Origin of the sequence: Asaia sp. BMEF1 (assembly GCF_051628905.1) — a bacterium.
Classification (GTDB): Bacteria; Pseudomonadota; Alphaproteobacteria; order Acetobacterales; family Acetobacteraceae; genus Asaia.
This window is the reverse complement of sequence record NZ_CP157575.1, coordinates 401,575-417,840: the sequence shown is the minus strand read 5'-3', so window position 1 is coordinate 417,840 and position 16,266 is coordinate 401,575. Positions and strand designations below refer to the sequence as shown.

The 16,266-nt window shown below is 57.6% G+C and carries 10 protein-coding genes; 3 read left to right on the top strand and 7 right to left on the bottom strand.

Annotation, left to right across the window (positions count from 1 at the left end; genetic code table 11):
- Window positions 1–331: 331 nt before the first annotated feature.
- The 4 genes from eat to ABHV46_RS01745 form a co-directional block, all read right to left on the bottom strand.
- Window positions 332–1,705, bottom strand: coding sequence for an ethanolamine permease (gene eat, locus ABHV46_RS01760; protein ID WP_438382461.1), 1,374 nt, complete (start codon window positions 1,703–1,705; stop codon window positions 332–334).
- Window positions 1,702–2,511, bottom strand: a complete 810-nt coding sequence (gene eutC / locus ABHV46_RS01755) for an ethanolamine ammonia-lyase subunit EutC (protein ID WP_438382460.1) — start codon at window positions 2,509–2,511, stop codon at window positions 1,702–1,704. Before eutC ends, eat begins: the two co-directional genes overlap by 4 nt.
- Complete coding sequence (locus ABHV46_RS01750) at window positions 2,508–3,899, bottom strand: ethanolamine ammonia-lyase subunit EutB (RefSeq protein WP_438382459.1); 1,392 nt, start codon at window positions 3,897–3,899, stop codon at window positions 2,508–2,510. The genes eutC and ABHV46_RS01750 overlap by 4 nt, the downstream gene beginning before the upstream one ends.
- Before the next feature lie 341 nt (window positions 3,900–4,240).
- Window positions 4,241–4,714, bottom strand: coding sequence for a GNAT family N-acetyltransferase (locus ABHV46_RS01745; RefSeq protein WP_438382458.1), 474 nt, complete (start codon window positions 4,712–4,714; stop codon window positions 4,241–4,243).
- A 328-nt stretch (window positions 4,715–5,042) separates the two neighbouring features.
- On the opposite strand from ABHV46_RS01745, the gene ABHV46_RS01740 reads away from it, so the two are divergent.
- On the top strand, window positions 5,043–5,822 hold the full coding sequence (locus ABHV46_RS01740) for an SDR family oxidoreductase (protein WP_438382457.1): 780 nt from the start codon (window positions 5,043–5,045) through the stop codon (window positions 5,820–5,822).
- A gap of 44 nt (window positions 5,823–5,866) precedes the next feature.
- On the opposite strand, the gene ABHV46_RS01735 is transcribed toward ABHV46_RS01740, so the two are convergent.
- Window positions 5,867–6,997, bottom strand: a complete 1,131-nt coding sequence (locus tag ABHV46_RS01735) for a serine hydrolase domain-containing protein (RefSeq protein WP_438382456.1) — start codon at window positions 6,995–6,997, stop codon at window positions 5,867–5,869.
- 323 nt (window positions 6,998–7,320) lie between these two features.
- Between ABHV46_RS01735 and ABHV46_RS01730 the strand changes: the two genes are divergently transcribed.
- Window positions 7,321–9,078 (top strand): hypothetical protein, encoded by a 1,758-nt coding sequence (locus tag ABHV46_RS01730; RefSeq protein ID WP_438382455.1) that lies wholly within the window; start codon window positions 7,321–7,323, stop codon window positions 9,076–9,078.
- Between the two features lie 73 nt (window positions 9,079–9,151).
- On the opposite strand, the gene ABHV46_RS01725 is transcribed toward ABHV46_RS01730, so the two are convergent.
- Together ABHV46_RS01725 and ABHV46_RS01720 are read right to left on the bottom strand one after the other, a co-directional pair.
- Window positions 9,152–11,761, bottom strand: coding sequence for a TonB-dependent receptor plug domain-containing protein (locus ABHV46_RS01725; RefSeq protein WP_438382454.1), 2,610 nt, complete (start codon window positions 11,759–11,761; stop codon window positions 9,152–9,154).
- Window positions 11,762–12,051: 290 nt separating this feature from the next.
- Window positions 12,052–14,295 (bottom strand): TonB-dependent receptor, encoded by a 2,244-nt coding sequence (locus ABHV46_RS01720; protein WP_438382453.1) that lies wholly within the window; start codon window positions 14,293–14,295, stop codon window positions 12,052–12,054.
- A gap of 473 nt (window positions 14,296–14,768) precedes the next feature.
- On the opposite strand from ABHV46_RS01720, the gene ABHV46_RS01715 reads away from it, so the two are divergent.
- Window positions 14,769–16,259 carry a carbohydrate porin gene (locus tag ABHV46_RS01715; RefSeq protein WP_438382452.1) on the top strand — a complete coding sequence of 497 codons (1,491 nt, stop codon included), beginning with the start codon at window positions 14,769–14,771 and terminating at the stop codon, window positions 16,257–16,259.
- Window positions 16,260–16,266: the final 7 nt, after the last annotated feature.

Genomic DNA, 16,266 nt, shown 5'->3' with positions numbered 1-16,266 from the left:
GTGGGAGAGTGCTGATGCCGCCCTAAGGCCCGACGATCGAGGCTAAATGATCGCAATAGGCTTCGTCGTACAGATTGGGCTTCAGGGAGGGGGAGATAACTCAGGCAGGAGAGCGGTTCATACCACTGACTTCATTGCTGGTGGCGTCGTCACGCAGATAGAGAGCGTTCAGCTTGGTCGGAAGCGCGCCACTATCAAGATCGAGCGGCAGCAAATTTCTGTCTCGCCCCGCGCGATCTGCGGCTCGGAGAGCGTCACATTGATCGGTTGACGACGAGGCGCCGGAAAGACGCCTGGCAGAAATACACGCGGACAGGATCTTATTAAGAGATCACTTCGATAAAAGACTACTAGCTCTGCGTTTGATACCGTTGCCTCGGCCTATCGTCAGGAGCGTAGTGATCACAATGAGCGCAGAGGCATAGTATAGAAACAAGGTAAAATTATAATACGTGACAGCAATGATACTGATCACTGCGCCGACCAGAGCGATGACAGGCAAAACCGGATAGAGCGGTGCCCTGTAGCCGCGCTCCAGGTCGGGCTCGCGTTGGCGCAGCACGAACAGACTGATCATGCTCGCGCCATACATGGTCAACGCCCCGAAGACAGAGAGCGTCACCAGAACCGCAGTCAGGGACTGACCATGGATGGAGATGAGGCTATCGGCATAGATGGCGATAATGCCAATTGCACTGCCTGCAATCGTCGCCCGATGCGGCGTATGAAACCGGCTATGAAGCTTGCCGAGCGAGCGAGGAAGAATTTCCGCTCGGGCCAGAGCGAAGATCTGCCGGGAAAAGCCCATGATGATGCCATGCAACGACGCGATCAGGCCGAAAAGCCCGAGCCATACCAGCATTGAAAGCCAGGCGCTGTGCTGTCCCACTACGCGCTTCATGGCTTCTGGTAGCGGGTCGTTGAGATTCGCCAGCGTCGTCCAGTCGCCTGATCCGCCGGCAAAAATCATGACCGCGAAAGCGAGCGCGACCAGCGTCAACACACCAGCACAATAGGCGAGCGGGATTGCGCGTTTCGGGTTGCGGGCCTCTTCTGCGGCCATGGCCACGCCTTCGATGGCGAGAAAGAACCAGATGGCAAAGGGTATGGCGGCAAACATTCCCCCCATCGCCTCCCAGCCGAAATGAGGGGCTGTGCCCCATCCTGAATGGGTAAAATGCGCCCATGAGAAGGAAGGCGCGACAACAGCCATGAATACGAGCAGCTCGATAATCGCGGCGATGGTGATGAACAACTCGAATGTCGCCGCCACATGCACGCCGACGATGTTGAGTGTCATGAAGACCAGATAAGCCCCTGACGCGGCGAGCTTGGGAGGGAGACCTGGAAATTGGACGTTGAGATAGGCGCCGATGGCCAAGGCAATGGCCGGTGGGGCAAAAATAAACTCGATCAGCGTGGCGAGGCCGGTCACGACGCCTCCCACAGGGCCAAGAGCGCGCTGGGCGTAGGCGAAAGGACCGCCTGCATGGGGAATGGCGCAGGTGAGTTCGGTAAAGCTGAAAATAAAGGCCGTGTACATCAGGGCGACGAACAAGGTGGCGCCCAGAAAACCCAATGTGCCAGCCGTAGCCCAGCCATAGCTCCAGCCGAAATACTCTCCGGAGATGACCAGCCCGACGGCGATGCCCCAGAGATGAAAGGCGCCGAGTTTTTTTTCGAGTTGTGGGGGCGGTCCGCTCATGGGGCGTCTTTCTCGCATAGAGGCGAGGTGATGGCTCGCGGCTGCGCGGTTTGATCATTCGGGGGCGCCAGATCAGGCGCCCGCTCCTTGAGGCCGATCCCCGTGAGTTTCAGTGCCTGTGCCTCCCGCATGAGCCAAACCAGTTTGGCACAGGCCTCCTCGATGCCAAGGCCATGCGGATGGATGTTCGAAAGGCAGTTACGACGTGAATCGGGGCAGCCGGGCACAGGATCATAAGTGAGATAGACCCCCATACTCTCCGGGACGCTCAGACCGGGCCTCTCCCCGATCATCACCGCAACCATGCGTGCGCCGAGTGCTTCGGCGATATCGTCGCCAATAGCAACGCGGCCCTGTAAGGCGACGACGGGCGGGGCGATGCGCCATGTCGGCAGGGCCTGACAGCAGGCATGAAAAAGCGCTGGTCCCTGTCTCGCTACCGCCTCCGCAGAAAGCCCATCAGCAAGCACGAATACGAGATCCCAGTCCTCATGATGCAATAGCGCCCGTGACTCCGGGGCAAGGCGTCGACCCAGATCGGGGCGGCTGAGATAGGCGGTGCGGTCGGAGGCAGCGCTCGACACGATGAGCGGCGTGGCTGGGGCGAGGGCGCGGCGCAGTCCGTCGAGATCAAGCGGCTTGTGCACGGCGTCGCGCGCCATGGCATGGGCGGCCTGGAAGCTGAGAACATCGCGGGTTGTCTGGGCATTGCCTGTTCGCCCCAGACCGATCCGCGCGCGCGTGAGGTCACGCAGTCTTTGCCACGGATCGGTAGGCTTCGATGCCTTTTCAGGGATATCGCTCATGGCTGGAAACCGATCATGCGTGACAGCGCCGTTTCCCGTAGCCCAGGCGTTAGTGCGCGGGCATTGGCGATGTCGTAGAGCCCCATTTTTTCGAGCCACGCCGCAAATTCCGGGGCAGGGTTGAGGTTGAGCAGACTGCGCGTTGTCAGGATGTCGCTGAAAGCCAGGCTTTGATAATTAAGCATCACATCATCGGCGCCGGGCACGCCGATCATGAAAGTCACGCCTGCCGTGCCGAGCAACAGCATCAAAGCGTCCATGTCGTCCTGATCCGCTTCGGCGTGGTTGGTGTAGCAAACGTCGCAGCCCATGGGCACGCCCATCAGCTTGGCACAGAAATGATCCTCCAGCCCGGCTCTCGTGATCTGTTTGCCGTCATAGAGATATTCCGGCCCTATAAACCCGACGACCGTATTGATCAGAAGCGGGTTGAAGGCCCGTGCGACGGCATAAGCCCGCGTTTCGACGGTCTGCTGGTCGATTCCGTGATGGGCTCCGGCGGAGAGGGCGGCTCCCTGTCCGGTCTCGAAATACATGAGATTGTCGCCCAACGTCCCGCGGTCGAGGCTTTTCGCAGCATCATGCGCCTCGAGCAGGAGTCCGAGCGTCACGCCAAACCCCTCATTCGCTTTCTGGGTGCCTGCAATCGACTGGAAGACGAGATCGACGGCCCCGCCTCGGTTGATGATTTCCAGCGTATTGGTCACATGGGTGAGAACGCAGCTCTGTGTCGGGATGTCATAGGTCTGACGGATCGTGTCGAGCATGTCGAGCAGGGCCAGACCATTCTCGACATTGTCGCTGGCCGGGTTCACGCCGATCACCGCGTCGCCGCTGCCATAGAGCAGCCCGTCGAGCGTGGAGAGGGCGATGCCTTTCAGATCGTCGGTTGGGTGATTGGGTTGCAGGCGTGACGCAAGCACGCCTTTCTGGCCGATCGTGTTGCGAAAGCGGGTAACAACCTCGATCTTGCGTGCCACGGCAATCAGATCCTGATTACGCATGATCTTGCTGACGGCGGCGGCCATTTCGGGTGTGACGCTCGCTGCGATCGAGGCGAGACGCGCCGTATCGGCCTCATGCGAAAGGAGCCAGTCGCGAAACACGCCCACTGTCATTGAGGCAATCGGGGCGAACGCCGCCTGGTCATGCGTGTCGATGATCAGCCTTGTAACGTCATCCTGCTCATAGGGTACGAGCGCTTCAGACAGGAAAACGGTGAGCGGCAAATCGGCGAGGGCGAGGCGGGCCGCCACTCTTTCTGTGGCCGATCGGGCCGCCAGCCCTGCCAGCGCATCGCCCGACCGGTACGGCGATGCACAGGCCATCAGATGACGAAGATCATGAAAAGCAAAACGTTGGCCGGAGAGAGTTGCAGTATAAGTCAATTCGGCTCCTCTTTCGGACAAAGCATGAAAGACCGGTAAATGGAGAGCGGCTAGAAATAATAGCGGTTATAATATGGGTTTATGTCAAGCATCTCTTGTGAATGTGTTCTTTGGTGCACGCACAGAGCAAAGTTGAGCGGGTCAGAAGCGCGAACTCGCCTCGAGAGGTGCGCTTTTTCAGGACGGCTCCGACATGAGAGATCGCAGTTTCTCTATTTGTGATGGGGCGTGGCGCCCCTCGGTAAAAATACGACGCATGACCTGTGTGCTCGATGCAAGTGACTCGACATGACAAGCGCCCTCACATGGCCGTCATCGGTTGTCGTGGCCATTTCCTAACGTCAAGAGATCGTCGCCTCGTTGAGGAGCAGACTCATATCGAAGCCGGTGATCCTGAAACCGAATTCTTCATAGATCTTGATCGCGCCATGATTTGTCGGCGACACTCTTAATTCAATTTCAACTGTCTCTTTGTTTGCTAACTCTTCGATCAGTGAGCGGATGAACCGTCGCCCTATTCCCTGACCCTGATATTTTTCGAGTACCATAATATCCAAGAGAAACGCGGCATCATCTTCAAGGCTGAACCACAGAAAGCCTACCGCCTCGCCTGCCTGCTCAAAGATACGAAAGTAATGATTTTTTGTGTTGAAGCCGTTTGGCAAGGTGGTCTCGAATGATTTTCTCGCCTCGCAATACGCCTTTTTGCGATCGTATAAATGATTGATTATGAGATCTCCCTCATAGTCATCCACAGATTTCGTGGCCCAGAAAGAAAATTCAGACTCTCGCATCGGGCGGTAGTATTTTTCCATTAATCGAATTTTTTCCTCGATTTCATGATAATATCGCTATTTGAGTAACATTGCGCAAAACAACGATATAACACAATTGATGATACTGTAGAAATTTTATCGGGTTTTTCTCAAGTCAGATATTCATATTTTGACTATTTTCGCTTGAAAGATGTTCTGGCTGCATGAGAACCGCTCTCGCGTGAGACAATCCGGATTTCTGTAAGGGATCTCGGTCGTTCACTAACTCCTGAGGTGGCTAAACTCCGCGTGAGGCGGGGCGTGTGGCGCTTACACCCATGCCACAAATGTCATACGAAAGCTGTGATTTATCACAGGGAGTGTGATCATGGAGATGAATTTTTCAGCGGCTGATATCGATCTCGATTTCAGTCTCAAGGGCAAGATCGCGCTCGTAACGGGTGGGGCTTCCGGTATTGGCGCCGCAATCGCGGCGGCTTATGTGCGCAAGGGCGCCAAGGTCGCCGTTGTCGATGTCAATCACGACAATGCTGCCGCCAAGTCCTCCGAGCTGGGCGAGGCTGCGAGGCCGTTCTCTTGCGACGTTTCCAGCGCTGGTTCGGTGAATCAGATGGTTGCCGATGTAGCCGCGGCGTTCGGTCGGATCGATATTCTCGTCAATTGCGCCGGTGTCGTGTTTCTCGCTCCTGCGCAGACGCTTCCTCTCGATTACTGGGACAAGACCATCGCGATCAATCTCAAGGGCAGCTTCCTTGTGACGCAGCGGGTGGGCCAGGTCATGATCGAGGCAGGCAAGGGAGGACGTATCATCAATCTCGCCTCCCAGGCAGGGACCGTCGCGATCGAGGAGCACGTAGCGTATTGCGCCTCGAAATTCGGTGTGATCGGTATGTCGAAGACATTCGCCGCCGAATGGGGGAAACACGGCATCACCGTCAACACGCTCTCACCGACTATCGTGCTGACAGAACTTGGCAAGAAGGCCTGGGCTGGTGAGAAAGGTGAGGCGGCTATTCGCCGTATCCCGACAGGTCGCTTTGCCATTCCTGAAGAGATTGCGACTGCGGCTGTCTTTCTGGCGTCGTCTGGGGCCGCAATGATCAACGGCGCCGATCTTCTGATCGACGGTGGCTATACGATCCTCTGAAGGTAAAATGGGCCGGGCGGCGTCAAGCCTCCCGGTCTGATCCTTCATCCTGTGGCGAGAATACGCGCCACTTCTGTCGAGACCGACTTTCTCAGAGAAACTAGGCTTGTCCCGCCATTGGGATGAACGCGGTTCGTTAAAATCAGCACGAAGCTTCCGCTTTCGGGGGCGATCCAGAGCGATGGCCCGGTAAACCCCGTATGGCCGAACGAGCCTAGCGGAAAACCTGCTCCACGCAAGGAAGAGTAGTGCGTGTCGATATCCCAGCCAAGCCCGCGCAGATCGTGCTTGCCTGTAGGTTGCTGCGGTGTCGTCATGAGCATGACGCCCGCTCTCGAGAGCGGGAAGGAGCTTGCTTGCCCTGAACGGCGCGCGATGAGCGCTGTGACATAACGCACTAGATCGTCTTCACGGGCGAAAAGACCGGCGTGACCGGCAACCCCGCCCATGCGTCTCGCACTTGGGTCGTGTACGATCCCGCGTAGTATTGTCCCGTCGGGCTGATATTGCGTCGGCGCTATGATCCTCCGGTCACGCGGAGTGGGCAGAAACCCGCTATGGCTCATGGAGAGCGGTGAAAGAATACGATGTCTCGCCTGATCCTGAAGATCGTTGCCGCTGACGATTTCCACGACCATACCGAGGACGATGAAGTTGATATCGCTATAGATGAATTTCGAACCCGGTCGCGTGACGAGCGAAGAAGTGCAGGCGAGACGAAGCGCGTCGTCGCGTCCATGCCATGGTTGGGAAAGAGGCAGATCGGGCGGTAAGCCTGAATAATGGGTTAAAAGAAGGCGAAGGGTGATGTCATCTTTGCCGTTCGCCGCGAAATCGGGGAGAAGCGCGCTGATTTTCGTGTCGAGGGAGAGCTTTCCTTCCTCGACTAGCTGCATCACACAGAGCGCGGTGATGAGGGGTTTGGTGAGCGACGCCATGTCGAATACGGTGTCGAGCGTCAGTTTTTCCTTTTCCGGCGCAAGGGCGCGGTAACCGGTGACCGAGCGATGCACCACGATGTTACGATGCCCGATAACCAGAATGGCGCCTGGCATCTTCCCGTCTCGCACGGCCTGCGCGACCAGGCGGTCGACGCTCAGGAACGGCGATGTCGCACACCCGCCTATGCTCAGAACAGCCGCGCCCAAGCCAACCGCGAAATGCCGTCGCTCCATGGTCGAAGTCCTTCTCGGTCGCCGCGACTCCCGGCGCGGACATCGCTACAGATCTGCAAACGATACCAGATCGAATTACTCACAATGCAGGTTCGAAACGACAGACGTCTATCTGTGTCGTCGAAACCACAACCTGCCACACTTTGTCAGATGAAAGCCATAAAATGAAAAAGATTATTATTAGAAAACCCAGTAAAAACAGTACTTTGTGATTGTTGTCATCAATCTGTCATATGAGAGTCATCAAAGCTTCGCAGGCGGGGACGAAAGGCAATCAGTAAGGGAGGCTCACACCAACCGCAGCATCGGAAGATGATACTGACATGACCTCATTCCCCCGTGCCTGTCGCTTGCTGCTGGCATCGGTCTCGCTGGCGTCGCTCGCCGTGGCGACCCCGGTGCGTGCCGCCAGCCTCGATCAGATGAGTCTGATGGAGAAGCAGATCAAGGCCATGCAGTCGCAGCTCGCTGACATGAAGCGCGAGCATCAGCGCGAGATGAAGCGCATTCACGATCAGTTGGCGCAGCAGCGCCAGTCTGAGGAGAGTGACCCCTATGGCACGCGCAACGGCTATCGCGGTGCCCCGGCTCATGGTTCAGGCAATGCGGCAACAGGCGCTGGCTTCGCCACAGCCGCCGCGCCGGGGCCGAACAGCAACGTGCTTCTGCCGCCCGTCAATGCAGCAACGCCTTACGGCCAGCTCACAGGCACGCCGACAGGTCGCGTTACCGACCTCTATGGCCCCCTCCATCGCGGTCAGATCCAGATCGGTGGCGTGCGCATCACTCTCGGCGGCTATGTCGAGGCTGCCACGATGTTCAGGTCCCGTAACAACGTTTCGGATATTTCGTCGAACTTCGGATCCATTCCTTTCGCAAACAGCCCGAATTATCACATCAACGAGTTTCATGAATCGGCACGCCAGAGCCGACTGGCCGCTCTCGTCGAAGGTGATATTACCAAAAACCTGCGTGCTCAGGCCTATATTGAGACCGATTTCCAGGGCTCGGGTTCATCCTCGAACTCGCGTCAGTCGAATTCTTACGTGCTGCGTGAACGAGTCTTCTATGGCCAGCTGCTTGATGACGCTGATGAGCTGACCCTTCTAGGCGGTCAGAACTGGTCGCTGCTGACCATGTTCAACCATGGCATGCGCGCGCGTGACGAGCAGGTGCCGCTCTCTATCGATGCTCAGTATATCCCGGGTTTCAACTGGACGCGTAATACGCAGATCCGCCTGGTCAAGGGCTTCGATCACGGGCGCTACAATGTCGGTGTGTCTGTCGAAAACCCGCAGCAGGTTATCGCTGTCGGTTCGGGCGGTCAGTATCTGCCTGCCGGTGCGACCTCGGGCACGTACCAGAATGCCGGTGTGAACGTGAACAACCCGTCCACCAACTATTCAACCGATATTGCGCCGGACGTTATCGGCAAGCTGGCGGCCGATCCGGGCTGGGGCCACTACGAGCTGACCGGGCTGCTGCGTTTCGCGCATAGCCGCGTTTCCTATACAGGTACGGGTCAGAGCAGCACCAAGCTGGCTGGCGGCGGCGGCGGCGGGCTTATCGTGCCGGTCGAGAAGTCGCATAAGATCTTCTTCCAGGCTTCTGGCCTCGTCGGTACGGGTATCGGTCGTTACGGCACGTCGAATATTCCCGACGTCACCATCGACCAGAAGGGTCAGGTCAAGCCCATGCCTGCGGCGAACGTGCTTGTCGGGCTTTATGGCAACGCCACAAAGGCGCTCCAGCTCTACGCTTATGGCGGTATGGAAATGCTGCGGTCGCGCTCCTATTTCAACGCAGGCGGCAAGCATTACGGCTACGGCAACCCGCTCTACAACGTTGGCGGCTGCGATATAGAAGGTGCCGCTTCCAGCGCCTGCCAGACCAGCATCAATCGTGTGGTTCAGGGCACGGCTGGTTTCTGGTGGACCTATTTGCACGGCGATTACGGCACGTTGCGTGTCGGCGCCCAATACTCCTACACCTATGTTTCCTCGTTCAGCGGCGTGGGAGGAACCCCGCACACCAACGACAATATGGTGTTCCTGTCGCTGCGTTACCTGCCGTTCCAGTAAGAACGACCTCGTTCACAAGAAAAAGGGCCGGAGGGATACCCCTCTGGCCCTTTTTTGCGTTCATGGACCTGCCTTAGAAATTTGCGTTCACGCGCCCAAAATAATAACCGCCATTCATCGGCACCTGAGCCGAGGCGCTGTCATAGATCCCTACACCGTAGCTGGCGAGATTGGCAGGTACCTTGCGAGGACGGATATTAAAGATGTTGTTGGCGCCCACCGCGACATGCCAGTGTTCGCCGAAGCGATAGCCGACTTCCAGATCGGTCAACCAGCGCGGGGTGTTCTTGAACTGCGCAAAACAGGTATTCGAACCGCGAAGTGCGCGACCGTTCAGAGGGCAGATTGCGCTCGCCGGAGTCCAGTCCTGATAGGTCAGCATCCCGACTGTCTCGCCGTAGCGTGTCTGGCGTAGATTAACGTCCCAATTGCCGATCGTATAATAGGCGTTCAGAACGATCTTGCTGCGCGGTGACTCACTGGTGAGATACGAGATGGTCTGCGCGTTGAGGAGCGGGTTGCCCGTTGCCGAGAGCCCGTTATGCGTCAAGCGTGTCCGGTTTATGTTCAGCCCCATAGACAGCAGAAGATTGCCGAAGCGGCGCAGGCGCAGACGATAATCGGCCTTGATATCGATGCCCTGAGTGCGGGTGCTGGCACCGTTTGAGAAGTAATAGGCCGAAAATCCCGTTGGATTGGACAGGGTGGCGCCGCCGGGCAAGGTATAGCCCATCTGCTCGATGGCCGCGATTGCCTGAGCACCGACAACCGATCCGCCCTGAACGATACGGTCTCTCAGATTGATCTGATAGACATCGGCCTCGACATGAAAGTTCGGCAGTGGCTCAAGCACGACGCCACCACTGGCGCTTGTCGACCGCTCGGGTTTGAGAGCACTGGCACCGAGCGTCTTGGCGGCTTCCGAGGCGACGGGCAGCAGCCCAGAAGCCGAAGTCGGGCCGACACTGAGCGCGCTGTAATGTTGCTCGGCAAGGGTCGGTGCGCGAAAACCGTTGCTGAAGGTGGCGCGCACAGCGATGCGCTTGGTAAAGTCGTATCGTGCCGAGACCTTGCCGTTTTCTGTGTTGCCTGAGTCGGTATAGTGCTCGAACCGCCCGGCAAGATCGACATCGAGCTTCGGCAGGGGGTGGAAGTCGTCATCGATATAGGCCGCCCAGATATTGCGGCTCCAGCTCCCTGCATTCTGCGGGGCTGCACCGGCATAGCCCTGTGTGCCGCCAGCCTCGTAGGCAGGCGCCTCACCGGCGACGATATCGTACATTTCGAGCCTGTGCTGCCCGCCAAAAGCGAGGGTCATGGGCACAGCGTCGGCGATTTTGAAGTTGCGGCGGATGTCGAGATTATTGGTCCACATCGCGTTACGATAGGTTTGCGCACGCGCGCTGGTCGGTGAATAGCCGCAGCCCTGCGATGAGAAATAGGCCTTGCTGCGATCGGTGGTCTGGCACGACGCGCCCAGCATGCCGGTATTGGCGGTGTTCTTGGTGATGATGTCTTCCTCATCCGCACCGTAAAGCGTGCTCAGATCCCAGTCGAAACCGAAAAGATGGCTGCCCTTGACGCCAAGATTGGCCTGGTAGTCGTTTTCCTCGATCGTCTCGATGGGGGAGAAGCCCAGAGGGTAAAGAGAAGGGGCAATGCTCGGGACACGATAGTTCTGGATCGCCTCAGCGTGACGATGGCCATAGGTGATCAGGCCGTAGAAATCGATGTTTTCGGTCACTTTCTTGCCGAAATCGATGCCAAGATTTTCGCGCGTTTCTTCGGGGGTGCTTGTGATTTTGTTGGAATTGTACGGAACCTTGATGGCGCCGGGGAGGATGCCGTAATAGCCGCTCAGATTGGCGCCGGGCGGTGCATAGGGCAGCAGACGATGGTCTTCGGTGTTCGTGAAGAAATGATCCGTATGATAGATCTGCCCGCTGAGATGGAGATAGCCGTCGCGACCGAGCTTCATGCCGCCATCGGCGTTGAGCTGATAGTTCCATCCGCTGCCAGCATAGGCATTGGCGCCGGTCTGGGCACTCATATTCAGACCGTGATCCTGCTTTTTGGTGATGACGTTCACGACACCGGCGATGGCGTCTGAGCCATACATGGCCGCCGCGCCGTCTTCCAGCACCTCGATATGATCGATGGCATTAGCCGGGATCATATTGAGATCGACCGGCGTGGAGCCGAATTGCGGCCCCGGATTCTGCACCACGTTGCCGGTCACATGGCGTCTCTTGCCGTCGACAAGCACCAGAACCTGGTTGGGGTTCAGGCCACGCATACGGATAGAGGCCGTAAGCGCCCCCGTATCACTACCTCGTGTCTGGATATTAATGGCCGGATAAACGCGGGTGAGGGCCTCGGTCAGATTGAGCTGCCCAGACCGCGCCAGCTCGGCTGCCGAAATGACCGTGACGGGGCTCGTGCTGTCGCGTGCCTTGCGGTTGACGGCATGGGTGCCGGTCACGATCACCGATTCTTCACCAGAAATCACTCTGGCGCGATGGGACGCTTTTTTGGGCGCTTTCTGCACCGCAGTAGCCTGCGACTTGCTCGCGCTGTCATGTTTGCCCTTTGTGGAAAGGGTTTCGGCGCGCGCATCGGGCATGCAGGCCATAGCGCTCAGAACGCCAAGTGAGGCGGTAAGCAGGGAGGCACGACGTCTCATTGAAAGCCCTTCAAAAATTAGGTCGGAACGATCCGCTTTCGAAACGAAATATTGGTAGACACGCCTCTTGGGCCGGGGCCTGACCCGCGGCGACAGAAAGCAGAGTTCCGGCTGGATATGGATACGGCACGAATGCACCCTGTGGGTCGAGCGGGGACCGCCTCTGTCACCTCCGCTTTCAACCGTTGCATTGAAGAAACGATAAAATGAAATTTACGCGATTTGAAGCACTGATTCGCTTTGGCAACATTCTGTTATATTTGTCTGAACAGGCGTCGTGCGGCGGTCGTTCAGAAGCCGGAAGACAGCGACACCACGCCGGCAAAACCGCCGCCAACGAAATAGGTTGGCGCCTTGCCCGCAATGGTAGTGCCGAAGACGCCCTGCGTCGCGTTGCGATTGAGCGAGACGCCGTTAACGCCTGAGAGATAGCCGGAACGACCGAGATTGATCAGGTTGAGCTGGATCTGCGGTGTTTTGAGTCTGGTGGTTTTCTGAAGGCGATAGCCGAGAGAGAGATTGGCCGTCCCAAAACCGGGTATGCGCTCATCATTCATGAAGGTCGCATAGGTGGGGCCGACATAGTGACCGTCGAACAGGCCGAAAAACTGACCGTTATCATAAGAGAGGCCGAGCGAGCCCGAGAGGGTCGGTGTACGCACAGGCCGCTTGCCCTTTGTTGGCAGATAGTCGGCGCCTGACTGGATGTTATTGTCGATCGTCGCGTGAATATATTGTCCCGAAAGATAGGGGCTGAACCCGTGCCAGGGGCGCAGGCCAAGTTCGAATTGTGCGCCGCGTGCCGTCTGCCCGCCACCATTGATCGACTCACTTGTGATGACACCGTTAAGGACGGTGGTGGTGGCAACCTGACGGTTGGTAAAATTATAATTGAAGAGCGCCAGAGAAAGCGTAACCATTCCCTGATGTCTGAAACCGAGCTCCTCGCCGATGGAGTATTCGGGTTTGGTGTCTGAGGATGCAATACGCGTTTGTCGTCCCGTGGAAATGCTGAAACGGTCCTGATAGCTGGAAATGCCGGAAGGCGCGCGAAACCCTGTGGTGCCGTTGACATAGATCTGGTCGTGGGGCGTCAGCTTGTAGGACGCGGAAAACTGCGGCAGGGGCGACGCATAGCTGGCTCCGTTGCGGAACCGCGCCCCCGGCAGAAGATTGGTTACCGAGCGAGAAACCAGCACCATACGCAGCCCTGCGGAAAGGGTCAGTTTCCGGTCCAGAAGATGCAGCCTGTCGGTTATGGAGATCGCATTGATCTGCTGTAGAAGCCTTGCGTCGTATGAAGACAGCGGCGTTCCGACGTCGGTCAGTATGGGGAAAGCACCCCACTGGTTCGACACCCCACCCTGCGCATCGGGCAGCACATAACGCGACAGGCTGGAGAAGTCGTAATAGGAATACCAGTAACCAAGAGAAAGACGGTTCGCCCCGGTTTCATAGTGCAGCGCGCTGTTCATGCCGGGGTGCGACTGATGGTAGGAATCAGTGGCTACGGAAGCAAAGCTGTTGCCGATGCTTGAGGGCACCTGAAGCGCGCCCGCAGGCCGATTGCCGTTATAGCTACCGGTGCGGCTCAAAGTGGTGCCGTAGCTGTCGTAACCCCAGACATAGATGAAATAGGGCGTCAGATCGAGAGTCAGATGCCGATCGAGGTGGAGCGATACCGGCGCTGAGAGGAAGCTCTGCGCACGGGCGTTTTCCTGATATTTATAGTAGCTGCTGTCGCCCGGCGCATAGTCGCTGGCATAATTGGCCCTGGTGCCAAGGCGCTGCCACTGGGCGAGTGTGGGAGACAGCAGATAGTACCCGCGATCGCGATTGAACGAGAAGATTACCGAGGCCGAACTTTTCTGCCCCCATTCCTTCATCAGGCGCATATCCGTGTGAAAGCGTCGAGATGTACCGGCGCCGCGCCACTGATCGGCTCCGCGATAGGAGAAAGAGGCGAAGCCCTTCACGCCGCTATCGCCCAAGCGTCCGCTCTCGAGGCGAAGAAACTCGCGATTGAGGCTGTACGACCCCCAAGAGCCGCTGATGAAACCGCCTCGCTCATCGGATGGTTTGCGCATCCTGACCGATAATTCGCCCCCCACCGCATTATAAAGCGGCGAGGCCGTTTCGGCGGCGCCTTGCGCCAGGGTGATCGAGGCGATGTTCTCGTTATCTGCCGTCGCCGAGGTGTAGGGGACAAGAAAGAGCGGCGGGGCGGCGGGTACGTTCTCGAAGAGATAGCCGATTTCGGTCTGGTCGAGGCCACGCACGGAGAGCCCCTGCTGTTCGTCATTCGTGCCGAGTGGATCATTGCCGGAATAGATCACGCCCGGCAGGTCGGCAATCATGGCGACTGGCGAGAGAGTGGGCGATTGTCTGGCAATGAAATCGCGGTTTACGCCGCTTTGCGACCGAGGTGCCGACTGTCCCGGCATCAGTCCCCCACCGATGGAGCGGCCCGTCGTTCCATCCGCATTGGCGCGGTGGCGATGCACGGTCACGATCTCGCGCTTCATCACTGGCATGGCCCGCTTTGCAATCGGGGCTCTTTCCCCGCTCTCGATGCGGCTCGTTCTATCGCGGCTCTCGGCAAGTACGCAGTCGGGTACGATGCACAAGGCACAGAGGAGAGGGGAAACGATAAGGAGGGCGTTTTTCGACAAGCCAGAGAGTCCCGAGCAGCAGGGCAGACCGAGCAGGGATAGGGAGTCTGTCTTTCTGTGTAAATTGATACATTATAACAAATCTTGTTACGCGTCCCTGCTCAAGGCTCGCTTGCTGAAGATTGGGAAATCGTAATCTTTTTCCGTATATTTGGACTTGATTTATGTACTTTAAGCAAATTTATGAGCGAATGTAAGAAATTGCGCCCATAACTTGGGTGGATTGAAAGTTAAAAAGCACGTTTTCGTTTATGAATGGCTATTAATATTCCATGTCAAAGATTTGCTGATATACGTGCGAACGATTCTCAATATCAGCAACTCCAGAGCGAAAAATGAGTGATTTCCGACCGTGGCGACGCCTGAGGGCTGAGGCGCGAAAGACGAAGATTTTAGTGGCCTGTCTGGGTTTAACCGGGTTGTCGCTACCGCTATCGGCGCGTGCGGTCCCTCCGCCCGTCAATCTTGGAAATGCTGCAGGGGCAAGCGATGACGCGTCGTCAGGCGTTTTTGGCTTTCTCTCCAATTGGCGCCGAACGTCCAATCTTCTGGGCAATATGTGGGGCCTGCGCCCCGAGCTGGGCAAATACGGTGCCGTGCTCGCCATTCAGGAAACCTCGGAAGTGTTCGGTAATCCGTCCGGCGGCAGTCATCGCGGGGCAGGTTATGACGGCCTGACCGTCGCGGTGCTGCAGGTCGATACGCAGCGTGCTGTCGGCTGGTATGGCGGGACATTCAATGTCAGCATGGAGCAGATTCACGGACGTAATTTCAGCGCCGATAACCTCATGGCCCTGCAAACGGTGAGCGGCATCGAGGCGGACCGCTCCACGCGCCTGTGGGAGTTGTGGTACGATCAGAAATTTCTCGATCAGCAGAAGCTCGACATCAAGATCGGCCAGCAGAGTCTCGACCAGGAATATATGGTCAGTAGCAATGCTCTGGTTTTTGCCAATACGATGTTCGGCTGGCCGATGGTGCCCTCTGCAGACATGCCCGGAGGTGGTCCTGCCTATCCGCTCTCGGCGCTCGGCGTGCGGGGTAAATACTGGCTGGCAACGCCGCTCTACCTGTTGGGCGGCGTCTATAGCGGCAGCCCGACGAAAGATCGCGACGGCGACCCGCAGATAACCAATCCTTCCGGCACAACCTTCCCGCTCAATCGGGGCGTTCTGGCCATTGCCGAGCTGCAATATGTCTATCCGGCGCTGGGTGCGATGGTCTCGCCCGACGAGGTTCAGCCGCTCTCCCATGTTTATCGTATTGGTGGTTGGTACGATTCCGAGCCTTTTGCCGACCAGTTCTGGGACAACACGGGCGTGCCCCTGGCCTCGCCCGACAGCAATGGCACGGCCCGCACCCATCGTGGCGCCTTCAGCTTCTATGCGGTGATGGACCAGATGATCTGGCGCAGCCATACCGACCCGAACCGGACGATCAGCATTTTCGGTCGCGCCATGGGCGCCCCGCAATCCGATCGCGTACCGATCGATTTCAGCCTCAATTTCGGCCTGACGTTCAATGACCCGTTGCCTTATCGCACCGACGACGTGTTCGGCATTGGCATGGGCTATACCCACGTCAGCGGCGCGCTGGCCAATTACGACCGCGCCGTCAGGCGCTACTCGGGCGCCTATTCGCCTGCACAAGGTGGAGAGACCTATGTGGAACTGACCTATCAGTATCAGTTCACAGGCTGGATGCAGTGGCAGCCCGACTTCCAATATATTTTCAACCCCGGTGGCGGCATTCCCAACCCTTCCCATCCTGACCGACGCCTGCGCGATGAGCTTGTTTTCGGTTTCAGAACCAATATCGCTCTGTGAGAGTATC